The organism is Trichocoleus sp. FACHB-40 (assembly GCF_014695915.1).
Classification (GTDB): Bacteria; Cyanobacteriota; Cyanobacteriia; order Cyanobacteriales; family FACHB-T130; genus Funiculus; species Funiculus sociatus.
Map to the genome: position 1 here is coordinate 26,730 of NZ_JACJPF010000031.1, position 24,578 is coordinate 51,307.

The 24,578-nt window shown below is 46.1% G+C and carries 24 protein-coding genes; 12 read left to right on the top strand and 12 right to left on the bottom strand.

Translation table 11 applies throughout. The features are described from left to right. Positions 1-28: 28 nt before the first annotated feature. Positions 29-2,515, top strand: a complete 2,487-nt coding sequence (locus H6F63_RS02930; protein WP_190634745.1) for a heavy metal translocating P-type ATPase — start codon at positions 29-31, stop codon at positions 2,513-2,515. 145 nt (positions 2,516-2,660) lie between these two features. Here H6F63_RS02930 and H6F63_RS30360 read toward each other — a convergent pair whose 3' ends face one another. After that, positions 2,661-2,786: a hypothetical protein gene (locus H6F63_RS30360; protein WP_277873846.1), complete on the bottom strand. Its 126-nt coding sequence runs from the start codon at positions 2,784-2,786 to the stop codon at positions 2,661-2,663. 58 nt (positions 2,787-2,844) lie between these two features. On the opposite strand from H6F63_RS30360, the gene H6F63_RS02935 reads away from it, so the two are divergent. Then, positions 2,845-3,264 (top strand): FHA domain-containing protein, encoded by a 420-nt coding sequence (locus tag H6F63_RS02935; protein ID WP_190445026.1) that lies wholly within the window; start codon positions 2,845-2,847, stop codon positions 3,262-3,264. Positions 3,265-3,315: 51 nt separating this feature from the next. Here the strand turns inward: H6F63_RS02935 and H6F63_RS02940 are convergent, their stop codons facing one another. After that, positions 3,316-3,663, bottom strand: coding sequence for a hypothetical protein (locus tag H6F63_RS02940; protein ID WP_190417675.1), 348 nt, complete (start codon positions 3,661-3,663; stop codon positions 3,316-3,318). 212 nt (positions 3,664-3,875) lie between these two features. Between H6F63_RS02940 and tmk the strand changes: the two genes are divergently transcribed. The 3 genes from tmk to moaA all read left to right on the top strand — a co-directional run bounded on the left by tmk (position 3,876) and on the right by moaA (position 6,713). Continuing rightward, a complete protein-coding gene (gene tmk / locus H6F63_RS02945; protein WP_190634746.1) occupies positions 3,876-4,541 on the top strand; it encodes a dTMP kinase in 666 nt (221 codons plus the stop codon). A gap of 68 nt (positions 4,542-4,609) precedes the next feature. Next, complete coding sequence (locus tag H6F63_RS02950; RefSeq protein ID WP_190634748.1) at positions 4,610-5,599, top strand: DNA polymerase III subunit delta'; 990 nt, start codon at positions 4,610-4,612, stop codon at positions 5,597-5,599. 127 nt (positions 5,600-5,726) lie between these two features. Next, complete coding sequence (moaA, locus tag H6F63_RS02955) at positions 5,727-6,713, top strand: GTP 3',8-cyclase MoaA (RefSeq protein WP_190634750.1); 987 nt, start codon at positions 5,727-5,729, stop codon at positions 6,711-6,713. 77 nt (positions 6,714-6,790) lie between these two features. Here moaA and rpsD read toward each other — a convergent pair whose 3' ends face one another. The 3 genes from rpsD to H6F63_RS02970 all read right to left on the bottom strand — a co-directional run bounded on the left by rpsD (position 6,791) and on the right by H6F63_RS02970 (position 12,523). Continuing rightward, entirely contained in the window at positions 6,791-7,399 is a 609-nt protein-coding gene (gene rpsD, locus H6F63_RS02960) for a 30S ribosomal protein S4 (RefSeq protein WP_190417683.1), read from the bottom strand. A gap of 316 nt (positions 7,400-7,715) precedes the next feature. Beyond that, positions 7,716-8,144, bottom strand: a complete 429-nt coding sequence (locus H6F63_RS02965) for a response regulator (protein WP_190634886.1) — start codon at positions 8,142-8,144, stop codon at positions 7,716-7,718. A 17-nt stretch (positions 8,145-8,161) separates the two neighbouring features. Beyond that, positions 8,162-12,523 (bottom strand): PAS domain S-box protein, encoded by a 4,362-nt coding sequence (locus H6F63_RS02970; RefSeq protein WP_190634752.1) that lies wholly within the window; start codon positions 12,521-12,523, stop codon positions 8,162-8,164. Positions 12,524-12,841: 318 nt separating this feature from the next. Here H6F63_RS02970 and H6F63_RS02975 point away from each other — a divergent pair, with 318 nt between their 5' ends. Continuing rightward, positions 12,842-13,768, top strand: a complete 927-nt coding sequence (locus H6F63_RS02975) for a cobalamin-binding protein (RefSeq protein ID WP_190634754.1) — start codon at positions 12,842-12,844, stop codon at positions 13,766-13,768. A 272-nt stretch (positions 13,769-14,040) separates the two neighbouring features. On the opposite strand, the gene H6F63_RS02980 is transcribed toward H6F63_RS02975, so the two are convergent. Continuing rightward, positions 14,041-14,199, bottom strand: coding sequence for a hypothetical protein (locus H6F63_RS02980; RefSeq protein WP_190634756.1), 159 nt, complete (start codon positions 14,197-14,199; stop codon positions 14,041-14,043). A gap of 8 nt (positions 14,200-14,207) precedes the next feature. Here H6F63_RS02980 and H6F63_RS02985 point away from each other — a divergent pair, with 8 nt between their 5' ends. The 3 genes from H6F63_RS02985 to H6F63_RS02995 all read left to right on the top strand — a co-directional run bounded on the left by H6F63_RS02985 (position 14,208) and on the right by H6F63_RS02995 (position 16,989). After that, on the top strand, positions 14,208-15,458 hold the full coding sequence (locus H6F63_RS02985; protein ID WP_190634758.1) for an MFS transporter: 1,251 nt from the start codon (positions 14,208-14,210) through the stop codon (positions 15,456-15,458). Positions 15,459-15,677: 219 nt separating this feature from the next. Further along, on the top strand, positions 15,678-16,301 hold the full coding sequence (locus tag H6F63_RS02990) for a methyltransferase domain-containing protein (RefSeq protein ID WP_190634760.1): 624 nt from the start codon (positions 15,678-15,680) through the stop codon (positions 16,299-16,301). 13 nt (positions 16,302-16,314) lie between these two features. Next, positions 16,315-16,989, top strand: a complete 675-nt coding sequence (locus H6F63_RS02995) for an SDR family oxidoreductase (RefSeq protein ID WP_190634762.1) — start codon at positions 16,315-16,317, stop codon at positions 16,987-16,989. Here the strand turns inward: H6F63_RS02995 and H6F63_RS03000 are convergent. Next, positions 16,976-17,395: a hypothetical protein gene (locus tag H6F63_RS03000; protein ID WP_190634764.1), complete on the bottom strand. Its 420-nt coding sequence runs from the start codon at positions 17,393-17,395 to the stop codon at positions 16,976-16,978. The genes H6F63_RS02995 and H6F63_RS03000 overlap by 14 nt on opposite strands. 181 nt (positions 17,396-17,576) lie before the next feature. Between H6F63_RS03000 and petN the strand changes: the two genes are divergently transcribed. After that, entirely contained in the window at positions 17,577-17,666 is a 90-nt protein-coding gene (petN, locus tag H6F63_RS03005) for a cytochrome b6-f complex subunit PetN (protein ID WP_190417696.1), read from the top strand. A gap of 7 nt (positions 17,667-17,673) precedes the next feature. After that, positions 17,674-17,922: a hypothetical protein gene (locus H6F63_RS03010; protein WP_190445116.1), complete on the top strand. Its 249-nt coding sequence runs from the start codon at positions 17,674-17,676 to the stop codon at positions 17,920-17,922. A gap of 88 nt (positions 17,923-18,010) precedes the next feature. On the opposite strand, the gene H6F63_RS03015 is transcribed toward H6F63_RS03010, so the two are convergent. Beyond that, positions 18,011-19,462, bottom strand: a complete 1,452-nt coding sequence (locus H6F63_RS03015) for an ATP-dependent DNA helicase RecQ (RefSeq protein ID WP_190634766.1) — start codon at positions 19,460-19,462, stop codon at positions 18,011-18,013. A 31-nt stretch (positions 19,463-19,493) separates the two neighbouring features. Between H6F63_RS03015 and H6F63_RS03020 the strand changes: the two genes are divergently transcribed. Then, positions 19,494-20,075: a Uma2 family endonuclease gene (locus tag H6F63_RS03020; protein WP_190634768.1), complete on the top strand. Its 582-nt coding sequence runs from the start codon at positions 19,494-19,496 to the stop codon at positions 20,073-20,075. A gap of 29 nt (positions 20,076-20,104) precedes the next feature. Here H6F63_RS03020 and H6F63_RS03025 read toward each other — a convergent pair whose 3' ends face one another. From H6F63_RS03025 to H6F63_RS03040, 4 genes are all read right to left on the bottom strand, one after another. Continuing rightward, complete coding sequence (locus H6F63_RS03025; RefSeq protein ID WP_190634770.1) at positions 20,105-20,905, bottom strand: class I SAM-dependent methyltransferase; 801 nt, start codon at positions 20,903-20,905, stop codon at positions 20,105-20,107. Positions 20,906-20,988: 83 nt separating this feature from the next. Next, positions 20,989-22,599, bottom strand: a complete 1,611-nt coding sequence (locus H6F63_RS03030; RefSeq protein ID WP_190634772.1) for a 2-isopropylmalate synthase — start codon at positions 22,597-22,599, stop codon at positions 20,989-20,991. A 79-nt stretch (positions 22,600-22,678) separates the two neighbouring features. Next, positions 22,679-23,200 carry an NYN domain-containing protein gene (locus H6F63_RS03035; RefSeq protein ID WP_190417704.1) on the bottom strand — a complete coding sequence of 174 codons (522 nt, stop codon included), beginning with the start codon at positions 23,198-23,200 and terminating at the stop codon, positions 22,679-22,681. Positions 23,201-23,537: 337 nt separating this feature from the next. Next, positions 23,538-24,359 (bottom strand): sulfurtransferase, encoded by an 822-nt coding sequence (locus tag H6F63_RS03040; RefSeq protein WP_190634774.1) that lies wholly within the window; start codon positions 24,357-24,359, stop codon positions 23,538-23,540. Positions 24,360-24,578 lie beyond the last annotated feature (219 nt).

Consider the following 24,578-nt stretch of genomic DNA (forward strand, 5'->3'; position numbering starts at 1 on the left):
TCTTGGTGTCGCGGTAAGTCCCAAATCTATGCAAGTTTCGACCAAATCCGTAGTTGCTACCCCCGAATCGTCGGTAGAGACTATTACCCTCGACGTCGGGGGAATGAGATGTGCAGGCTGCGTAAAGGTTGTAGAAAAGCAGCTAAAAGAGCATCCGGGTGTCATTTCCGCCTGCGTCAATCTGGTGACAGAAGTGGCTGTCGTAGAATGCGAATCTGGCGCAGTAGATCCAACAGCTTTGGCGCAGCAGGTCACTGACGCTGGATTTCCCACCCAGTCTCGTGTAGCTTCTACAGGCGATGGAAAAGAGGCTTTGAGTCCAGCCCAGCGACACGCCGAGGAAAATCGTAAGCAAATGTGGCGCTTGGTAGTTGCAGGCGTGCTGATTCTCTTCTCCGGAATTGGTCATCTTGGGCAACACTCTTTACTTTTGCCGCAGTTGTCACTGCTGACGAATATTTGGTTTCACTGGGGATTAGCAACAGCAGCCTTGCTGTTACCAGGGCGCGAGATATTGCTAGATGGCTGGCGAGGTTTGCGGCGAAATGCTCCGAATATGAACACGCTGGTGGGATTGGGAACCCTGACGGCATACACGGCAAGTTGTGTGGCGCTGTTCTTCCCCCAGCTGGGTTGGGAGTGTTTCTTTGATGAGCCTGTAATGCTATTGGGATTTATCTTACTGGGGCGCACTTTGGAGCAACGGGCAAGAGGTCGCGCGGCGGCGGCGTTTGAGGCATTGTTAGCACTACAGCCAAAAGTAGCTCGTTTGATTGCCAATCCAACTAATTTGGGAAGAGGAGCAGGGGAGAAAAGCAGAGGGGCAGAGGAGAATTTTGCCAAATCCCCAATCCCCAATCCCCAATCCCCAATCCCCAATCCCCAATCCCCAATCCCCAATCCCCAATCAGAAGTGGAAATCCCAGTCGATCAAGTCCGTGTGGGCGAGTGGTTGCGGGTGTTACCGGGTGAGCAGATCCCAGTCGATGGGGAAGTGGTGGCTGGTCAGACGACCGTGAATGAGTCGATGCTGACGGGGGAGCCTGTACCAGTAATGAAGCAGCCAGGGGATGCGGTGGCGGCTGGGACGCTGAACCAGTCGGGAGCGATCGCTATTAAGGCAACTCGTACTGGTAAGGACACGACTTTAGCTCAAATTGTGGCATTGGTGGAAGCAGCCCAAACCCGTAAGGCACCAGTACAACAGTTGGCGGATACAGTGGCGGGTTACTTCACTTATGGGGTTCTAGCAGCTGCGGCTTTAACGTTCCTATTCTGGTACTTTGTCGGCTCTCAACTTTGGCCTGATGTCTCCATATTGCGGGTTGTTGGCATTGATAGCCATGCCGCAATGCACCACGCTGCCAGCAACCACTCACCAATGTTATTAAGTTTGAAGCTGGCAATTTCTGTTTCGGTCATCGCCTGTCCCTGCGCTTTAGGCTTGGCAACACCCACAGCAATTCTAGTAGGGACTGGTCTTGGGGCAGAACGTGGGCTGTTGATCAAAGGTGGCGACGTGCTGGAACGGGTACACCATCTGGATACAGTGGTATTTGATAAGACGGGAACGCTGACGACTGGTCATCCTACGGTGACAGATTGCTTACCCATAGGAAATTTAACCCCAGAAACTCTTCTCGTCCTGGCGGCGGCGGCAGAAAGTGGCACGACGCACCCTCTAGCTAAGGCAATTTTAGAGGAAGCACATCGGCAAGAATTAGCGATCGCTCCGGCTGTAGAGTTTTATACGGAACCGGGGCTGGGGGTATCGGCTTTAGTAGATAATTCGCGGGTTTTCCTGGGTAACGCTGACTGGTTAATTAAGCAGGGGATTGCGATTAGTGATACAGCGGCGGAGCGCACTTTATCGCTATTTGCTGCTGGGAAAACGGTAGTTTATGTGGCAGTGGACGGTAATTTAGCTGGGTTGATTGCTGTAACTGATACCCTCAGACCGGATGCAAAGGCTACGGTGGAGCGATTGCGTTCAATGGGATTGCGGGTGATGCTGCTAACTGGGGATAGGATGGAAGCTGCTGTTGCGATCGCATCTCAGCTAGAACTGCACCCTGATGATGTTTTGGCAAATGTCCGCCCAGAGGCTAAAGCCACCGCAGTGCAACAGTTGCAAACTTTAGGGCAACGAGTGGCAATGGTTGGCGATGGCATCAACGATGCTCCGGCGTTAGCACAAGCCGATGTTGGAATTTCTCTCCAAGGGGGGACAGATGTTGCTATTGAAACTGCCCAAATTGTTTTAATACGCGATCGCTTATCTGACGTGGTGCAGTCAATCCAACTCTCCCGTGCCACCTTCAACAAAATCCGCCAAAATCTCTTCTGGGCTTTTGCCTACAATACACTCTCGTTGCCCGTTGCTGCTGGCATCTTACTACCAAGTTTCGGCATTGTTTTAGGCCCATCTGCCGCCGGAGCATTGATGGCATTTAGCTCTGTAAGCGTCGTCACCAATTCTCTATTACTCCGTCAAAGCCTGAAAAATCAAGATTGAGGTTTGTCCGGAGTTTGTAGCTTCTCGGTTGTAGTCACTACGGGATCTCTAATAACTACAATATGATAGGGGGAACATTGTAACCCAAAAGCACTATCATGCCTGCTGCAACTTGACAATACTGGCTTCAAAGGTGTAGAGGGTGTTACGCTGGAGTCCGGACAACATCAGCCATAGCTACTCTTGTTTTCCTCAAGATAATATCTGGTTGCTGGTTGTCAATCCGGGTGCAGGCACAGGCGCTTACGCCGCCAGTTGAAGATGGTGCCATTGTTAGTTGAAGTAACTGTTTTTTCCCAACCAACCGCTCTTTCTAAACTATTTTTTCAATGCCTTCAAAACTGCATCTGAACCATTTATTGATTATTGAGGATGATCAGGGACGCAAGGAGTTTACCTTAGAAAATCCTGAATATTGCGTTGGCAGAGACCAAAAATGCGATATCCGGCTATACTCACAGTTTGTATCCCGTAGGCACGCAACTTTAGTGCAAAAAATGCGTGGGGATGGCTCCTATTACTACAGGATTGTCGATGGCGACAAAGGCAAGCCTAGTGCCAACGGACTGTTGATTAATGGGCGTAAACTTCAATCCCACGATCTTGAAGATGAGGACGAGATTGTTTTTGGGCCGCAAGTGCGGGCGAGATATTTCCACTTGAAGAAAGAATCAATCCCGACAGGGCCTCCCGATGAATGGGACATCACTCTGATTAGCCCCAACATGGTAGGCGAAGACGAAACTTAAGCGATCCACATCAAAAGCTCAACCTCCTGCTACCCAAAAGTGAGCGATCGCCTATCCGGCTACGCTTTCAACCAGTTGCCAATGGCGATTTTGGGCGATCGCCTGCTGCACTTGGTGGAACATTTGATGACAGTGGTTGTCAACCTGGAGGGGCAATTCTTCGTTTTTAATCACAAAATTCATCCGCACTTCTTGCTCTGTGGCGGTAGATTTATCAATCAGCACCTCGACCGTCACCAGCTTGGCAAAGGAGACGTGGCCTGGTATTTCCCTCGCCATCAGGTAGTCTCCAGTGTTATAGATAATATCGAAATTGCAGGACTCCAAAACTTCTATGAGCACCTGTTGGAGACGCTCAAGGGGAACTGCAATGATAAATGAACAGGTATAGCGAGCCATCAAATAAACCCCCGAGTCATATCCCTAGACCCTCTCATCATACCGAACCTTAGTTTAGGGTCATAATTAAGTATGCTTTTTTCTAAGGCTAGAGCCATTAATAAAGCTTTTATCAGCTTCTAGCATACCAGTCATCTCTCCGGAAAGAACCAGAATAGGACGGATGGCTGAATGTAAAAGGAAAAAAGTGCTGTGATGATGAGAATTGGGTAATGCAGGGCAAGCTGATTGTGTTTGAGGGAGTCGAAGGTAGCGGTAAAACAACCCAGATACAGCGATCGCGCCATTGGCTTCTGGAAAGGATGAATCAAAAGCCATCCAACGTTGTAGTAACCAGGGAACCGGGAGGGACAACATTAGGCAGTCGTTTGCGCCAGTTGTTGCTGCAAGGACACCAGCACCCAATCCAAGACAGGACTGAACTACTGATTTTTGCGGCAGATCGCGCTCAACACGTTGAGGAAGTTATTAACCCGACTCTCTTGGCGGGAGGAATTATTTTGTGCGATCGCTTCACAGATTCCACAATTGCCTATCAAGGTTATGGTCGCGGTCTTAGCCTAGAATTAATCGAGAATATCTGCCAGGTGGCGACCGACGGTAGGACAAGTGACCTCACCCTGTGGCTGGATGTTGATGTCGAAGTTGGTTTAGCACGAGCCTTGGCTCGTGGAACTGCTGACCGGATGGAGCAAGCAGATTTAGCGTTTCATCGACGGGTACAGCAAGGCTTCACCGCATTGGCAGCAGCGTATCCGCATCGGATTGTGCGGGTGGATGCCAGTTGTAGTGAGGCAGAAGTACAAGAGCAAATTCAGATGATTTTGACTCAAAAATTTGCCCAATGGTATCCAGACAATTCCTTTTCCCCAGACTGATCTTGGGAACGAGAAAATAGAGACAGATTCTCTGTTTACTCCTTTTCCTGCCTTTCTCCACCAGTTTAATGAACTTTTTTGCACCACTTGTAGGACAAAATCAAGCCGTTGAGTTACTAACCCAGGCAGTTGCCCAAAACCGGGTTGCACCTGCCTACCTGTTTACTGGGCCAGAAGGTGTTGGCAGAAGTATAGCGGCCCGATGCTTTGTGGAGCTTCTATTCTGCACCCATCTGGCAAAACTAAATTCCAATACGCCTGCTGACGAAGCAAACTTAAAACATGGTTTCGCGTTACAAAAACGCTTGGCTGCTGGAAACCATCCAGACTTGCTCTGGGTGCAGCCAACTTATCTCCACCAGGGGGAAAGATTATCTGCCGCCCAAGCAACCGAAAAAGGTGTGAAGCGCAAGGCCCCGCCACAAATACGGCTGGAGCAAATTCGGGAAGTTGGTCAGTTTTTGGGACGTTATCCTCTGGAGGCTCCACGGAATATGGTGGTGCTGGAGGCGGCAGAAACAATGGCAGAGGCGGCGGCGAATGGCTTACTCAAAACGCTGGAAGAACCGGGACAGGCAACGCTGATTTTGATGGCACCATCAGAGTCCTCGTTGTTACCGACTCTGGTATCGCGTTGTCAGCGGATTCCTTTTTACGGTTTAGATAAGGCGGCGATGAAGCAAGTGCTACGGCAAACGGGTCACGAAGAGATTTTGAAGCATCCGCCAGTGTTAGCGATCGCGCAAGGCAGTCCAGGGAATGCGATCGCATCCTTCACGCAACTCGCCACCATTCCCCCAGACTTACTCCAAGACATTACCCAGTTGCCCAAATCTCATCGCAATGCTCTCCAACTCGCCAAAAAAATTGATAAAACTCTAGATACAGAAGCCCAACTGTGGTTAGTTGATTATTTACAGCACAGTTACTGGCAGCAATTCTTAGACAGAAAAATTTCTAAATTGCCCTTACAGCATCTAGAAAAAGCCCGCGAATATCTCCGAGGCTATGCTCAGCCGCGACTGGTCTGGGAAGTGACTCTATTAAACATGATTTAAGCCGCAGAGATTTTCAACGACTGTATCAGGCAAGCTTTCCTCTGGAGCAGTCTTTAGTATGGTGAATATACCCAGTGAACCCAGTAGTGGTGATAAAAACAAAACTGGGTAAGGGTTAGCAAATCTTATGAACCAAGTAGATTATCTCCGTATCAGCTTAATTGACCGCTGCAATTTTCGGTGTCAATACTGTATGCCGGAGGGGGCTGAACTTGACTATATTTTGCAGCAGGAGCTGTTAACTAATCAGGAACTGCTTACTCTGCTTAAAGAGGTGTTTATCCCTGTGGGATTTAGTCGGTTTCGCCTGACTGGTGGCGAACCGTTGCTGCGTCCGCGTGTGGTGGAATTGGTAAGCGCGATCGCATCCCTAAGAGAAACCCAAGACCTCTCGATGACTACTAACGCCTTTTTACTTTCCCCGATAGCGCAAAACCTCTACAATGCTGGTTTGCGACGGCTCAATATCAGTCTCGACTCTCTCGATCCAGATACATTTGCCCAAATTAGTGGTAATCGCGGCCGTTCCCGCTGGCAAGAAGTCTGGGATGGAATCCAAGCTGCTCATCGCGTCGGTTTTGATCCCCTGAAACTCAATGTAGTAGTGATTCCTGGTGTCAACGATCACGAAGTTCTAGATTTAGCCGCCCTGACACTTGAGCGACAATGGCACGTCCGGTTTATTGAATTCATGCCCATTGGCAACGACCAGCTTTTTGCGGGAAAGGGTTGGGTGTCCTCTGCCGATTTGCGGCAACGCATTCGTGACGTTTTTGGCTTGACAGAATCTTCCGTCCGTGGTAACGGGCCTGCGGATATTTTCCAGATTCCCGGAGCCAAAGGTACGCTGGGATTTATCAGTCAGATGTCAGAGTGTTTTTGCGATCGCTGTAACCGGATGCGTCTCTCAGCAGACGGCTGGTTGCGCCCCTGTCTGCTCAATGAAACTGGTCAAATTGACCTGAAAACTGCCCTTCGCACTGGCATTGAAACGGCTGAACTACGCGAGAAAGTGCAGCAGTTGCTCTTTCTGAAACCAGAAATTAACTTCAAGCAGCGAGATTCAGGATCGACTGGTGCGTATAGCCGCACCATGTCGCAGATTGGTGGGTAATGGGGGATTGGGAATTGGGGATTGGGAAGAATTTTATCCAGTCCCCAGTCCCTAGTTGCCAGCCCCCAGCCCCTTGCTTACGCTTGCCGCGAGTAGTATTCAACCACCAGCAGTTCGTTAATTTGCAGCGCGATCCATTCGCGCTCAATAACGCCATTCACTTTACCAGCCAGCTTGGTTTTGTCGAACTCCAAATGGCTTGGCATATTTGCCAGACCTGGATATTCCAGGTTTGCTTGCACTAAACGACGCGATGCGTCATTGTCGCGGACACCAATTGCCTCTCCAGCGCGACACTGATAGCTAGGAATATTGACTACGCGACCATTAACCGTCACATGGCCGTGATTCACTAACTGACGCGCCGCAGGGATCGTGGGAGCCATCCCCAAACGGAAGACGGTGTTATCCAGACGCATCTCCAACAATTGCAGCAATGCTTGACCCGTTGAACCCGTGGCGCGACGTGCTTTACGCACGTAACGCAGCAGCTGCTTTTCACTCAACCCATAGTTAAAGCGGAGTTTTTGCTTTTCCTCAAGTCGGATAGCATACTCTGAACGCTTTTTGCGGGCTTGCCCGTGCTGACCGGGCGGATATGCGCGGCGCGGCGACTTGCGGCTTAAACCAGGCAGTTCACCCAAACGACGCACAACTCTGAGGCGTGGGCCTCTATATCGGGACATATACCTTCCTCTTGGCTATTCTGCTTTAACTTTGCAAAACTTTCATTATACATTCATAAAGAAACTATAACCAAAAGTTTTTTGCGCGTTCCGAAACTGAGCGTGGAAACGCTGGTAGGGGAGGCTGTGCCTCGGCAATCTGTTTTAGATGAATTTCAGGTTGATTTATGAAAATTTTTCTAATAAGTAAAATAATCTTTCTGTTTCCCGTGCCGGGAAAAACTCTAGTTGTAGGGAATCGGAGCCACCCCATCTGCTGTGTTAATAGCGCCTTTGGTGCGTGGCGTTTGAGGAACCTCAGCCAAGAAATTAGCTACTAGCTAGCTGGTGGTAATTTGACAATGGTAAGCCAGAAGTCTTTTATTGACTGCACCACTTGCAGGAACTGTTCAAGGTCAAGAGGCTTGGTGATGAAACAGTTAGCATGGAAATTGTAGCTGTTAAGAATATCTTGCTCGGCTTGCGAGGAGGTGAGAACTACCACAGGAATATGTTTTAGTTCGTCGTCGCGCTTAATTTCTTCTAGCACTTCAATACCGCTTCGCTTGGGTAAGTTGAGGTCAAGCAAGATAATACCGGGACGAATGGCCTCTGTATACTTGCCTTGTCTTCGTAGGAAAGCTAACGCCTCAGCACCATCCCTGACGACATTCATGTGATTCCAAACCATACTTTCTCTAAACGCTTCTTTGGTGAGACGAATATCACCCTCGTTATCTTCAACTAGTAGAATTTCCACTGGTATATCACCCGAATTCACCTTTAATGCACTCCTGTTCGGGGAATTGTAAAGTAAAATACACTTCCCTGTCCCACTTGAGACTCTACCCAGATTTGTCCGCCGTGCCGTTCAACGATTTTTTTGCAGATAGCTAAACCAATCCCTGTGCCGGGATATGCTTCGCGAGCGTGTAAGCGTTGAAAAATGATAAAGATGCGATCGCACTCTTGGGGATTTAGACCAATGCCATTATCGCGAACTGAGAAGATCCATTCATTCTCTGTTGGCTGGACACCAATGTGAATCCGAGGGGGAGTATCTTGGCGAAACTTGATGGCATTGCCAATCAGGTTCTGTAACAGTTGACCGAGTTGCGTACTATCTCCCCTAACCGTGGGTAACGGATCGTAAGTGATGATGGCGTTACTTTCATCAATAGCGAATTCCAGATTAGCGATCGCTTCCTGTAACACATCCTCGCACTCGACGGGATCAAACTCGTTGCCTCGCGTCCCCACTCGCGAATACTCCAGCAAATCTTTAATCAACCTTTGCATTCGGTTGGCACCATCTACCGCGAATGTAATAAATTCGTCGGCATCTTCATCTAGTTTCCCTTTGTAACGCCGAGACAAAAGCTGGGTATAGCTGGCAACCATTCGCAACGGCTCCTGCAAGTCGTGGGAAGCGACATAAGCAAATTCTTCCAGTTCAGCATTGGAGCGGGCTAGTTCTTGTGCCTGTTTAGAAAGTGTCTCCTCCATCTGCTTACGCTCGGTAATATCGATGATATAGCACACACCTTGATATTCATTTTCTTCGAGAAGAGCGCCACCAATCAGAACCGGGACGCGCCTGCCATCAGCGCGAATGAATTCCTTCTCGAAAGGTGTACAAATTCCCGTAGCTGCAACCTCTTGGAGTTTTTGCTCATCCAGCTCTTTGTATTCCACAGGTGTCATGTCTTTCCAAAGCACTTTCCCGGAAAGCAAATCCTCCCGCGTGTAGCCGATCATCCCCAAAAAAGCATCGTTGGCTTCGGTAACGTTGCCGAAAACATCCCAAAAGTTGATGCCAATCATGTTGGAATCAACAACGCGCCTAAACCGCCCCTCACTTTCTCGCAGCGCTGATTCCATCTGCTTGCGATCGTGAATATCTGTAGAAGTTCCGAGCCACTTGACAATTTGCCCATCATTCGCACGTACAGGCACTATCCGATTCAGGTGCCAGCGATATTGTCCATCAAGCGATCGCTTCAAGCGGTGTTCGCTTTCGTAACTTATGCTCTTGCGAACAGCCTGATACCAGTCGCGGCGAATTTGCTGTCGATCGTCCGGATGCACCGCAGATACCCATCTGTAGCCCAGACTTTCTTCTAGTGTTAATCCGGTATAATCAACCCAGCGCTGATTGAAGTAATCGCAATTACCATCTGGCTGTACAGAAAACACGATCTGCGGCATCGCTTCGGCTAGAGAACGATAGCGTTGCTCGTTTGCCTGAGCCAACTGCCGAGCAGCCTGTTCCCGCAACAAAAGGTGAGCGCGTTCTTCTTCTGAGAGCTTGCGTTCGGTAATGTCCCACCAGGAACCGATAATTTCTATCGGGTTGCCAGCTTCATCCCGCACCAGTTTTAATTCGTCGTGCATCCAGCGATAGGTGCCATCCGGACGTAGGAAGCGGTATTCATGATGATGATGCCCTCGCTCAAATAGGTTTGACAGCCCAGCCAATATCTCCGGTCTATCCTCCGGGTGAATATGGTTCATCCAGAAGCCGGAATCCTCGGTAAATTCCCGCGGTTCATAGCCAAGTTGCGAGATGACGTTCTCGCTAATGAAGGTGGCAGAGTAGTCATTTGAAGCCTTGCAACTATAGATTACAGCTGGGCTAGAACTGAGTAGATGTTGCAGTCGCTCCTCGGCTATCTGGCGCTCAAGGATTTCAATTTTTAAATGTTCATTAGCCAGCGTCAGCTCTTGGGTACGCTCTTTCACTCTGCTCTCAAGCTCTGCATTCAGTTTTTGTAAAGCTTCCTGGGCTTGTTTGCGCTGGGTGATGTCGGTGGAGATGCCACAAACTCTATAAGCGACACCACTAGAGTCATAAAGGGGAAATTTGATGGAAAGATAAGTGTGTATCCCGTCGTCAAGAGGAACACTTTCTTCAATCTCTAAAGAAGTTGTGGCTTGAAGTACATTCAAGTTATTTTCGGCAAATCGATCGGCTATCTCCAATGGCCAAATGTCGTACAGGCTTTTACCTACGATCTGCTCTTTAGTAACCTGGAACAATTCTTCATACCTGCGATTGACCAACTGGTATTTGTTCTGAGTATCAGTTAAGTAAATGAACGCCGGGGAGTTATCTAAAATTGCCTGTAGGCGCTGTTGGCTTTCTCGCAGTTCCTCCTGGGCCTTTTTACTTTCGGTGATGTCGCTGCCAATTCCCAGAAACCCAGTGATGTTTCCCTCTGCGTCGTATAAAGCTGTCACCGACAGCAGCATTCTGGAGCGGCGGCCATCTTTACAGATATAAGTCCATTCCTGCTCGTCTATTTCTCCGAGACGAGCTTTGGCAACAAGAACCTCGAATAATGGGGATTGGGGGTTAGGGATCGGAGATTGTTCCGCTTGTTCCCCAATCAAGAGCGCTCGCTGCTTTAATTCCTCTGTATCATGAAATATGGCGGGGGTTGTTTTCCCCACTACTTCTTCGGCAGCATATCCTAATAAGGCTTCAGCCGCTCGATTAAAGGTAAGAATGGTGCCATCTAGTGAAGTAGAAATAATTGTGTAATTGGCACCATCTAAAATTGCCCGTTGCAGGCTGGTTGTCTTTTGCAAAGCAGCTTCTGCTGCTTTACGTTCTTGTATTTGCTCTTGCAAATCTGCATTAGCTAATGCTAGTTCCGCCGTTCTTTCTTGAACGCGAATTTCTAATTCTTCGGCTGCTTTTCGCAACGCTGACTCTGCTTGTTTGCGATCGGTAATATCTTCGGCAATGCCGACAATACGGTAAACTTGCCCTTGGGCGTTGCGAACGGGGAAGGAGCGATCGCGTATCCAGCGTTGTTGACCGTTTGGCTGAATAATCCGGTATTGTTCCTCATACTCGCCTGAAGATTGTTTGGCGAAACTAGCGAGGACGCGATCGCGATCTTCCTCATGGATAGCATCTACAAAAGATTTAGGTTGCTCGTAAAGACTCTCTCGCGTGCGTCCCCAAACTTCTTCGTATGCAGGATTAATGTAGATTATCTGGTTCTTATCCGGGTCACTCATCCAGAATACTTCCCGGATATTATTAGTAATCTGACGGAAGCGTTCTTCACTCTCCTGTAGCGCCACTAAAGCTTGTTGATGTTCGACGATTTCACTTGCTAATTGTTCGTTGGAGCGTTTCAATTCTGTCATGTTACGCTCGATTCGCTCCTCCAGTTCTCCATTGAGCTGGCGAAGCTCCTCTTCTGCTTTTTGCCGCTGCTTGTCTATAGTATTTAATGATTTGGCATTTCCCCAAATCAAAATACTAAAAATTACCAGATTCATCACTCCAATTACTGTAAATCCTTCTTCGGCATTAACCTTATCGTGACGATAACCGACGAGGATAAACCACGATAAGATTGGCGGAATCAGAATTACAGCTAAAGATAAACGCCTCGCCATCATACCACCAGCGTTATTGCTGGTGATCACTGCCATCAATCCTTTGTCCGGACAAGCAAATAAAATCCCGATACTCAACAGCATGAACGCGATCGCGCTGTGCAGCGCTATTTTGGTATAGATACTAATTCCGTAAAATGAGGAAATGCCATATAAATACCCTAAAAAAGCCAGCCATGCAACTAAAAAAGCTGCAATGCTCAATATCTGAGCAAAATGATAATTTGGGCGTTTTCTTAATAGTAGTATTTTGGCAACGCCAAGGATGAAAAAATTTAGAGCCGTATTGAATGCCATCCTGCCTGGAGCAAACCTGTGAATGGCATTATCTGACTCTTTAATCAGTAATTGATCAATACCAAAGTCTACGCCAAACCCATATTGTATCAACGTCAATAAACCAATTAAAGCAACGATAAAAGGTAAAGTTAAATGAAAAATAGGGACTCTTGAGTCTTGACTATTACCTCTTGAAAATCCCCCAATTTCCAGCTTATTCATTTTTACATTTCGCCTCCTGCCTTCTTTATACAGGGAAGCACCTGCCAGGATAAACAAAAGTGCTGCGTTGACTTTCATTGTCACAAATCCCGGAAAAACGCTCTTGAGGATGGTAATGTCAAAAATCCATCCGATTATGACCAAACAGCCAATTGCAAATACAATAATACTTGCAGCTTGCGAGATTGATCGCAGGTATTTGCTCAGACGCAAGTTAGTTTGCTGCATAATTTTGGTTTAGCTTTGATAGTGGACGTTGTTGTTTTTAGGTGTTATATAAATGCTTGCCGAAGTCGGAAAAAATAATAAAGCGCACAGAACGCTAACAAAGAGAAATAAACGATTTTAGGGAGGATTGAGAATTGTTATAAATTGATGGATATAATTATTATGGATAGAGCGACACAAGCCTTACCCATCGAATCCCAGCCAATGTTGGGTTTCTAGCTCAGAGGTTTATTTTAATTATGTCTACATACTTAGTTATTTTTTCAAAAATAAGAAGTGATCGTAATCACTGACAATTTATTAATTGGTTAGAAAGTAATGAAACAAAAAGAGTTAAAAATTGTCTCTCTTATCCCCAGTGCAACGGAAATTTTAGCGATATTGGAGCTGACTGATGCTATTGTTGGGCGATCCCATGAATGCGACTATCCAAGAGAAATCCAAAATCTACCAGTCTGCACTCAGCCTAAATTTAATCCTGAAGGCAGCAGTCCAGAAATTCACGATCGCGTTACGGATTTGTTGCAATCGGCTCTGAGTGTCTATAAAGTTGAAACCGACATTCTAGAACAGCTGCAACCTACGCACATTGTTACTCAAGCTCAATGTGAAGTGTGTGCTGTTAGTCTGGCAGAAGTTGAGAAAGCTGTTGCCAGTCTTACCCATAACCAGGCGCAGATTATTTCCTTACAGCCCAATTTCTTGAGCGATGTCTGGGATGATATTGCAAGAGTTGCTGCGGCTTTAGAGGTGGAATCGCAACCAGTGCTGACTGGGTTACAATCTCGGATTGATGATTGTGTGGAAAAGACGCGATCGCTATCCTTAACAACTCGTCCCACTGTTGCTTGTATCGAGTGGATCGATCCGTTGATGGCGGCAGGAAATTGGATTCCAGAATTAGTCCAAATGGCGGGAGGAGAACCGCTGTTTGGTGTTGCGGGAGAGCATTCTCCGTGGTTGAAGTGGGAAGAGATGGCGATCGCAAACCCTGCCATAATTATCTTCATGCCCTGTGGTTTCGACTTAAGCCGCACCCGTTCTGAAGCAATTGAGGTAACTCAGCGTCCCGAATGGCAAAGCTTGCAAGCTGTACAAACTGGCAGAATCTATCTTACCGATGGCAACGCCTACTTCAACCGTCCCGGCCCTAGATTAGTAGACTCTCTGGAGATATTAGCCGAAATTATCCATCCAGAAATCTTCCACTTCGGATATCAAGGCACTGGATGGGAGTTTTTGTAACCTTTTTAATCTTCTTGAGAATCCCCGAAATGCTATTTCGGGGATTTTTCGTTTACGAAGCCGACTTGAATGTGTAGATTTTCTCGCTACACATTCGATTCATTGGGAAATTGAATGCGATCGCACAGCCATAAAACAACTTTGTGGGATTAAAAGATTTCTGGTAAGTTCTAGCTTTGTGGATAGCCTGCTTTAATAATTCATATAAAAAATTCTGTATTTAAATATACATTTTTTATTCAAATCAGGACATCTATCAAGTTATCCTGACATTAACAACTAGCTTCCACACCTGCAAAACTTGGGAGTTCTAGAGTTGGGAAGGCATTCCAAGCTTTCACCAGGCTATTGCCTTTGGTTGCTGGCGTTGGCACTCCAGCTAAGTTCTCAGATTTTAGTCGTCTGTGAAATGTGATGTGAGTTGAAATCACTGAAATCAATGCCGAAATCCAAAGAATTTTTTAATCACTTACCCCATACCGAATCAGCCGATCTCGGGATTCGCCTAAAGCAGCATAAAGACCTGTTTTTATTGCTTTCAATCGCGGCGGGGCTAATTTTTCTCCAGGGGTACATGATTGCTCCCCTGATTCCACGTTTGGCTGAAGTTTTTAATGTTCCGGTTCAGGAAATTGGCTTTATCGTTCCAGCCTATATGCTGTCCTATGCACTGATGGCATTATTCTTCGGACTCCTATCCGATCGCTTTGGTCGATGGTCTATTATTCGCATCTCGCTTGCTGTTTTTGTCATTTGCACTGCTTTAACTGCCACCGCTCAAACTGCTTCGCAGATGGCAACCTGGCGGCTATTAACAGGAATTGGAGCCAGTGGAGTGATTCCTCTTACCTTTGCCTTAATTGGCGATTTATTCCCGTTTAATCAGCGAGGTAGCAAGCTAGGATTGGTGTTTGCAGCAATGGAAGGGGGTATGGCAGCAGGATCGGCGGGGGGAGCCATTCTTGAGCCATTTGTCGGTTGGCGATCGCTCTTTATAGGTACTGCTGTGCTTGCTGCTGTTGTCCTTTGGCGGCTTCATCCTTACGGCTCTTTATTTGATACACCAAAAGTCACGAAATTACCGACTATTCGCCAAATATTTAGGGGATACAGCCAGATATTAGCCACCTTTCGGGGAAAACGTACATATATTTATGTTCTGTGGAATGGTATTTACCACTCTGGGGTATATACATGGCTAGGGTTGTATTTATCGCAACGGTACAACATGGATGCCCTGAGCATTGGTTTAAACATTCTTGGGTACGGCATTCCCGGATTATTGCTAAGTTCTCTAATTGGTCAAGCCGTGGATCGGTGGGGACGGCGTTGGCTAGTTCCAGCCGGGTTGGTCATGGCTGCTCTAGCTGGGATTGGAATGATTTTTGAGATTCCGCCAATCGGAACGACGATCGCAGTTCTTATTTTGTCTTTAGGGTATGACTTAACTCAACCGTTATTTGTCGGAATTGTGACCGATTTAGGAGATGACAACAATTTGGGGCAAACGATGGGACTGAAGGTATTTACTCTCTTTACTGGATTTGGTGTAGGCAGTTTCATATTTGGCGAGCTACTGCGCTTTGGATTTGCACCTTCTCTTGCTATCTTTGGTGGTATTCAGTTAATCGCGGGTTTGATCGCAGTTCCACTATTCTGGCAGGAAGTCCCTTCTCGATTACGGGGTTAGCGACTGTTGCCCAAACCAATGTTGCCTAAATCAATACTGCTCACATCAGTGCGATTAGTGCTGGTAAGAGGATATCTGAAAAGTCATAATCGAGACGCTTAGAGGGTGGAAATTCGCTTAAATCCCCCTGAATAAAGAGTGCTGGGGGATTCAAGCTAATTTTTGACACTTCTCAGACATCCTCTAAGATTTTATTAGGTTTGAGGAAAGGGAGGGAGTGTGGAACAACACGAGCATCTGACAATTGCGGAGTACCAGGCGACGGCGGAATCTTTCCGGGATGGAACTTGGGATCACGATGTCTCTCAAAATCGCGATGCTCTGGTAGCGGCTATGCCTAAGATACCTGGTAAAATACTCGACTTAGGCTGTGGCCCTGGGCGTGACTTGGTTGCTTTTAAGCGTCAGGGGCATACGGTGATTGGCTTGGATGCTACACCAGCGTTTGTGGAGATGGCGCAACAGGCGGCAGATTGTGAGGTTTGGCAACAGTCGTTTCTCCGGCTTGAGTTGCCTCCAGAAACTTTTGATGGCATTTTTGCCAATGCTTCTTTGCTTCACGTTCCCCGTGCGGAAATGGTTAGGGTGTTGAAAGATTTACATCAAACACTTGTTCTTGGCGGCGTAATTGTTATTTCTATTTGTCGCGGCGATGATGAGGGTTATAGCGTTCGTCCAACTGGTTATCGTTATGTTGTTGGTTGGGAATATGAAACTTTAACTGCTTGTCTAGAAAAAGCTGATTTTGAAATTTTGCACCACTACTATCGTCCGCCTGGTTTGCCCTGCGAGGCTCAATCTTGGCTGGTGATGGTGGCAAGAAGAAAAGTTTTGAGTTGTTAGTGGTAATTTGCAGATGACGGCTGAATCATACATTTTTATAGGTGGGGCAAGTCGGGGTGTAGGTAGAGAAATTGCCAATTACTTAACAGGGGAAAATCAAAAAATAAAGGCAATGTTGCGCTCTGATATGTCTCGCGCTGATTTGGAAGGAATGGGAATTAAAGTAGTAATGGGAGATGCCCTAAATGTTGCCTCTGTGGAGCAGGCAATGCTGGAAGAAACGATTCATGCTGTAATTAGTACCATTGGCGGTTTACCTAAAGACGGCGAAAGAGCTGATTATTTGGGCAACAAAAATCTCATAGATGCGGCGGTGAAAGCGGGAGTTAAAAAGTTTATCTTAGTTTCTTCTATTGGCAGCGGCAACAGTGTTGTTGCTTTGCCGCCGCAAGCGTTGGAAACTCTAAAACCAGTTTTAATTGAAAAAGAGAAAGCTGAGCAATATTTGATTGAAAGTGGACTTATTTACACAATTGTTCGCCCTGGTGGGCTGAAGTCTGAACCGGCAACTGGTAACGGAGTTTTAACGGAAGATCCGCGAGTTGCGGGAACAATTCATCGGGCTGATGTGGCGCAATTGGTTTGTCGATGTCTTGAGTCTGATGCTGCTAATAATAAAGTTTTGTCAGCTCTTGACAGAAATATGATGTATGGGCAAGTTGAGTTTGAGGAGTTTAGCTTGACTTGAAGGGTTTTAGCCAGCTGCGATAAATTGCTAAGTCAAGGGTGAAACGAGCGATCGCAAACAGCAAGATACTCTCAATTCCCAGTACAGCATACAACCAGAAGGTATCGGGGAAATTTAGCCCAACCTCTATTTGCCCTAATCCCCGCACCAACCCAAAGGCAAACACAGCGCCAGTTTTGAGATGCGAGTTGCGGTCTTCCCGAATAATATAACGGTAGGTGACACCAAAGAGAAAACCGCTCAAAAGAGCGATCGCTACCTTCACCAGTAAATTAAAACCAGTCACGATCTGTATTTGTGACAGTAAATTATTGCCCAGAGTGACAATACTATAAGTTAGGAAAACGGACACTGCCGCCAGGGTTCCTGCTTTGATAGATTCAATTCGCTCTTTTGGATCAAACATAATGGGGATTGGGGACTGGGGGCTGGGGGCTGGGTACTAGGGACTAGGGGCTGGGGGCTGGGTGCTAGGGACTAGGTAAGACTTTTTCCCAATTCCCAATTCCCAATTAAGTGCCATAGAAGTCTCAGATTGAATTATCATATGGCTTGGAGACATTTCGTGATGGTTTTTACATATAGCTATGGATATTTTGTCGTTGGGCTGGGTGACGGTTCTGGTTCTGTTTACGTGGTCGATTGCAATGGTAGTTTGGGGTCGTAACGGCTTCTAAAAGCATCGTGGAAACTTCTGTCGTTAGTGTTTTAGGTCTTGTTACCTTTGCGTTGCTGTTTATAGTCAGTGGCGGTGTCGTTTATCTGACGCTGGCGGAGTGGCGCGATCGCCGTCGTCAGGAGAAAGAAAAACGAGAAAATAAGTTGCCCCTCACTGGTCGTCGTCAGGAGAAAGAAAAACGAGCGGATAAGCCGCGCGATCGCCGTCAGGAGAAGGAAAAACGGGTGGAAAAGGTGCGCGATCGCCGTCGCTAGAGTGTGGCTAAAGGCGAAACTCCAAGGGAACCCTACCCCAACCCCATCTCCGCTTGCGGGGAGATGGGGTTGGGGTAGGGTTCTTTTTTCAATTGCAATTATCACAGTGTCCGCATCGCCACCCAGCCGCCTCTTTTGCAAAGCCAAAAGCTTGTAACAAAAACTGCCAACGGCATTCTCGTGTTGTAAGATACTGGGTCATTTGAGACTGAAACTGCTGCTGCTGCGCGTTCAATTCGCCAAAGGAGCAAGATTTTCCTGATTGATGGCGAATATAATGAAACGGGCTTTGCCATTCTAATTGTCCGGCGCTGTGGAGTAGGGCGAGAGCAACTGCACCGTCGCGAAACTGCTTCGCCACCGTTGTTACTTCGCCTTGAGTTGGAAGTTTGGAAGCAATAGCTTGAGCTTCTTGGTATTGCGATCGCATCTTTCCTGCAAAAAATTCCCGTCTCTGCTTATCCTCCGGGTTCAGCCACCCCGTAGCCTCGCTAACTAATGTTAAAGCTTCCGCAGGCTTCCCATCTCGTCCAGCTCTCCCAACTTCCTGCACGTACTCGGAAAGCAGCAAAGGCGAATGGTAGTGAATTACCCAGCGAACATCTGGCTTATTGATGCCCATACCAAAGGCACAAGTACAGACAACAAAAGGCATTTTACCACCCAGCCAACTCGCTTCAATTTCGCGACGTTCCTCTGGACTCAACCCTGCATGATAAGCTGCTGTTGCATAACCTTTTTGCCGTAGCAATTCGGTTAATTCTTCGCTATCTCGCCGTGTGCGGACGTAAACTAAGCCTGCTTGGTTTGGTCTTGCCTGAATAAACTTTAACATCCCTTGGCGGCGACCTCTGGGTGTCCAAATAGTTTGAACTTTAAGATGCAGATTTTGCCGATACGGACTTATTTGGAAAGCAGCGGGTTTTTGCAGTTGTAAGACTTGCTGGATGGTTGCTCTAGCTTTTGGATCGGCTGTGGCGGTGAAGGCTGCGATCGCTATTTTTGTCCTAGCTGGCTTTGATTTTAACAGAGCTAGACGCACTGCACCCAATCTTCTATAAGCTGGGCGAAAAGTTTCTCCCCACTGCACCAAACAATGCGCCTCATCCAAAATTAACCCATTAATTTCTAGCTGCGGTTGACACAACCTTTCCCACACTGGCGCACTCAGCAAAGTTTCTGGCGACAAATACAATAGTCGTAACTTTTCCAAATTTTGCAGAGTTTTCTTGCGTTCCCAAGTGGGTAATTCACTATGCAAAAGAGCAGCTGGCAACTTGCGATCGCGCAATTCTTGCACTTGATTTTCCATCAGCGCCACCAAAGGCGAAATCACCAACGTTAACCCATTTTGAAGTAAAGCTGGAAGTTGAAAACAAATAGATTTCCCGCCGCCAGTTGGCATCACAATTAAAGCATCATGCTTTTCTAATAAACTGCGAATAATTTCTCCCTGCGGCGGACGAAAATCATCATATCCCCAGATTCTTTTAAAAGCTGCGAGAACCTCTTGCCAAGATGTTGTATCAGAATTATACATAATGGTAGTAGATGCCGAAAATAGTAAATTTATGAATACCCTAATTTTGAATATACCCTCTGCTGTTAAGCTGACAGATGAACAATTTTATCAAATTTGTCTGGCAAATCCAGATTTAAGGCTGGAACTAACTGCACAAGAAGAATTGATAGTTATGCCACCAACTGGCGGAGAAACTGGTAGACGTAACTTTAGCTTAAACGGTCAGCTTTGGCTATGGAATCGCCAAACAAATCAGGGCGTTGCTTTCGACTCCTCAACTGGTTTTAAATTACCCAATGGTGCGACTCGTTCTCCTGATGTCAGTTGGGTAAAGCAAGAACGCTGGGATGCTTTAACTGCTGAACAAAAAGCAGAATTTCCGCCACTTTCTCCTGACTTTGTGCTGACATTGCGTTCTGCAAGTGATTCTCTGTCTAAAGCAAGAGACAAAATGCAAGAGTACCTTGACAATGGCTGTCGTTTGGGGTGGTTAATTGATCCACAAAATCAACGGGTGGAGATTTATCGACAAGATCGGGAAGTAGAAATTATCCAGTCTCCTACAACTTTATCTGGTGAAGAAGTGCTACCTGGATTTGTACTAGATTTAACGCAAATTATCAGTATTTGAAAGCGCGATCGCATCCTCTGCATTTCAAATCATTTCGTCGCCACTACAGCCAAATTCCAAGCAAAACGCTTCATCAAAGGAATATGTTTTACCACACTATCTAGAGTTTCTAAGCACTGATATGTCGGCTTTAATCTTTCCTGTTCAATAATAATTTTTTTCCAATAACGCTCCTTATTTGGATCGACTTTTTCAATCAAATAGAAGCGCAAGAAAATCCACAGGGTCGCCAGCCAAAACGTATCATAAGACGTTTCTGAAAACTGGGATTTGACAAAATTTACAATATTAATATCCAGCGGTGTTTCATCTTCAGTTCGCACCTTAGTAGCCATCCGCCGATAAACATTAATAACTGGATTGTGCTTCAAAGGGTCCCAAAAACAAGCTTTTCCACCAGGCTTGAGAACCCTGTGCATTTCCCTAATAGCGAGTTTCGGATTCGGCAAATGGTGCAGCAAATTCGAGGCGTAGACGATATCAAAACTATTATCCGGGCAATCAAGAGCGATCGCATTCATAGTTCGCCCCTCAATCTCCACCCCATTAGCAGCTGCCAGTTGCAGCGCCACTTCCACCATACCCGGAGAATAATCAGATGCTAAGCATAGCGCCCCTTTCCTGGCAAAATAGACGCTATTTTCACCAGCACCACACCCTAAATCTAAAAGTCGCTTACCTCTAATATCCCCTAATTGCTTGAGGATAAATCGATTTTCTGGCGCGGTACAAGCTTCAAAGTAATCTTTAACTTTGATTCCTTCTACATCTATAGTAGATGCCCATTGATCGTGAAATTTTTTCTCTTTGTCAAAAATATCTTCTTTCATGGTTGCTATTAAGAAATAAAAGCAAAGGTACGCAAAGGATTCTCTTACTTTGCGTACCTTTGTGTCAACCTCTGCGCCTACGTTTACAATTTCTGATAAGTCACGGCTTCCCGCCCTTCCTGAGCTTGTAAAGCTGAGTAAAGGCGATTCAAGGCGTTGAGATAAGCTTGGGCGGAGGCGACGATGATATCGGTGTTCGCCGCATGACCGGAAAATACCCGTTCTCCGTGCTTCAGGCGAATGGTGACTTCGCCGATAGCATCAATTCCAGCAGTTACAGATTGAACGGAAAACTCAATCAGTTGGTTGGGTACGTTCACCACGCGGTTGATTGCCTTATACACGGCATCTACTGGCCCCGTACCAATGGCGGCATCAGTTAATTCTTCACCTGTGGGGGTGCGGAGTGTTACTGTGGCTGTGGGCTGGGAGTTGCTGCCGCAGGATACCTGCACCAATTCTAAGCGGAAAATTTCGGGAGCTTGTTGGGTTTCGTCGTTAGCGATCGCTTCCAAATCCCAATCGGTGATTTCTTTCTTTTTATCCGCCAATTCTTTGAACTTCAGAAATGCTTTATTTAACTCGCTATCAGTTAGTTCAAAGCCCAATTCTTTCAGTCTGGCGCTGAAGGCATGGCGACCGGAATGTTTGCCTAATACAATCTGATTATCTGTTAATCCGATGGATTGGGCATCCATGATTTCATAAGTCAGCTTGTTTTTTAGAACCCCATCCTGGTGAATTCCTGACTCGTGAGCAAAGGCATTCGCGCCGACAATTGCTTTATTTGGCTGCACCAACATCCCAGTCAAATTAGAAACTAATCGGGATGTCTTGTAAATTTGGCGCGTATCAATATTGGTCAGCGGTTCTTCTGAATCCTCTGAACGTCCCAAAAATGGATTGTAATATTGCCGACGCACATGGAGAGCCATTACCAATTCTTCTAAAGAAGCGTTTCCAGCACGTTCGCCAATGCCGTTAATAGTACATTCCAGCTGACGTGCTCCATTTTTCACAGCTTCCAAGAAGTTAGCTACAGCCAAACCTAGATCGTTGTGACCGTGAACTGAAATAATTGCTTGGTCAATGTTGGGAACGTTTTCTTTAATTCCCCGAATTAAATCCCCAAATTCGCTGGGAGTCATATAACCCACAGTATCGGGAATGTTAACAGTTTTGGCACCAGCAGCAATGGTTCTTTCTAGCACTTGGTAAAGAAACTCTGGGTCAGAACGTGCTGCATCCATTGGAGAGAATTCTACATCGTCCATCAAGGATTTGGCATAAGCGACCATTTCTTCTGCGATCGCTAACACTTCAGCCCTAGATTTTCTTAGCTGATACTCCAAGTGAATATCTGATGTTGAAATAAACGTGTGAATTCTACCCTTTGCCGCTGGTTTTAGCGCTTCGGCTGCTGCTTCGATATCTGCTTTAATTGCTCTTGCCAAACTACAGATAACTGGGCCATCTTCTGTCCCTACTGTTTTAGCAATTTTCTGCACAGCCTCAAAATCTCCAGGGCTGGCATAAGCAAAACCGGCTTCAATCACATCCACGCCTAAACGCGCCAGTTGTCGCGCAATGCTCAACTTCTCGTCTACATTTAAGGTAGCTCCGGGACACTGTTCGCCATCCCGAAGAGTGGTATCGAAAATTACGATTCTGTCTTGGTTTGATTGATTTTCCATAGTAATTGGTCAGTCCTCAGTTGTTCTCGATCAATTTCTAATAGCTAATTGGTAATTTTTCATCCCCATTAGTCATTAGCTAATATTCAGTCTTCTCAATATGATCCCGAATATCATTTAAGTCTATGTAACGATCTGTAGCGTTTCGCAGCTCTCTAGCTATCATTCCTTCTGTAGAAACCACTGTGATATGAGTATTTTTGGAACGTAATAGTTCGATGGCTCTTTCAAAATCGCCATCGCCACTAAATAAAACTACCCTGTCGTACTGCTCTACTGTATTAAACATATCTACGACAATTTCAATATCTAAATTTGCTTTCTGGGAGTAGCGCCCAGATGTATCATCGTAGTATTCTTTGAGAATTTTAGTGCGAACGGTATACCCTAAACTAATTAGTGCGTCTCGAAATCCCCGCTGATCCTGCGGATCTTTAAGCCCTGTGTACCAAAAGGCATTGATGAGTGTTGTTTCTGGCTGTTCTTTTTTGAAATATTCCAACACCCTTCTAGGATCAAAAAACCAACCATTTTTTTGTTGAGCGTAGAACATATTGTTCCCGTCTACAAAAATAGAAAGACGGTTCATTAAGCAAGCCATAGAAGCTAAGACCTAAAATTTGTAGAAAAGAATTTAATCGGAATGATTTATTCTAGCAATTTGTTAGTATAACAGTTTACTTATACTTACTCTAGCGTCAATATACTATATCTGTTTCTCTGTAACTGTATGCCCAAAGACCGACAGTGGCATTCAGGCGGACTTTAGAGCTGGCTTCGGGGAGCAAAATCGGAAAATTGACACTGCACACCAAGATCGCTCTGACAATTACTGCTTATTTAAACTCTACCTTAGTTCAGGAATTTGTAAATGTCCTACTTGTCACAAGAATGAATATTTAGGACAAGCTATTAGCCACTACTGCCCCTGTAACATCTTAGAGGTAGGAACACCAATCGCTCCAGCTGCCAGCATAAAGCTTGCCTGTGTGAATGCCAGCTATTTCAAGAGATAATAGATTGACGCAAGCAGTGACACCAGAACCGCAATAAACCAAAATTTCTTCAGCTTGCTCTAAACCGTTCCATCGTTGGCGTTGTTCTGTCATCAGTCGTAAGTAAGATTGAGTGTTAGAGACATCTTGCCAAGGGTAGTTAAGTGCGCCAGGAATATGACCTGCAATCGGGTCAATTGGTTCTCGTTCGCCTCGGTAGCGATCGCCTTCTCGCGAATCTACAAGCATAACTTGCGGCAAGTCTTTCTTTGCTTTCACTGTTTCAATATCCACCACCAAATCTTCTTGCAACCGCACCACAAAATTACCTGGATCTGGTATCGGTAGAACATCTGTAACCCGATGCCCCCCAGCGACCCATCCCGCAAACCCTCCATCCAAGACGACTTGACGATTATGCCCCAGGTAGCGCAGCAGCCACCAGAGACGGGACGCAAAGGCGAATCGGGAATCATCGTAAGCAACAACCAGGGTTTCTTGAGAATTTACCCCGATAGCTGCTAACTTCTTAGCTAACTCTTCTGGGCTGGGTAAAGGATGTCTTCCACCATGCTTTTCAACATTACCCGAAAGGTCTTTATTTAAATCCAGATAGTAAGCACCCGGTATGTGACTGGTGAGATACTGTTTGTGTCCCAATTCTGGATCTGTCAGGGAAAAGCGACAATCTACAATAACGACTTGAGGATCGTTAACGTGTTCACCTAGCCATTCGGCGGAAACTATAAAGTTGTTATCAGTCATAACTTGAAAATTCAATCTAAAATACCAAATAATTGAGATTCGCTTTGTATTGAGTAATGGCAATAAAAAAATATGATTGGTGTAATTATGAGTAACAATATCTTTACAATTTCCTTATAGGCACAGAGTAATCTTACCAAAAATGATGTTTTTTGTATTGCTCTAGGTTGTTTCCTTGGTACAAACTAACTACTATAAGCACTTCAGAACACTCAAGGG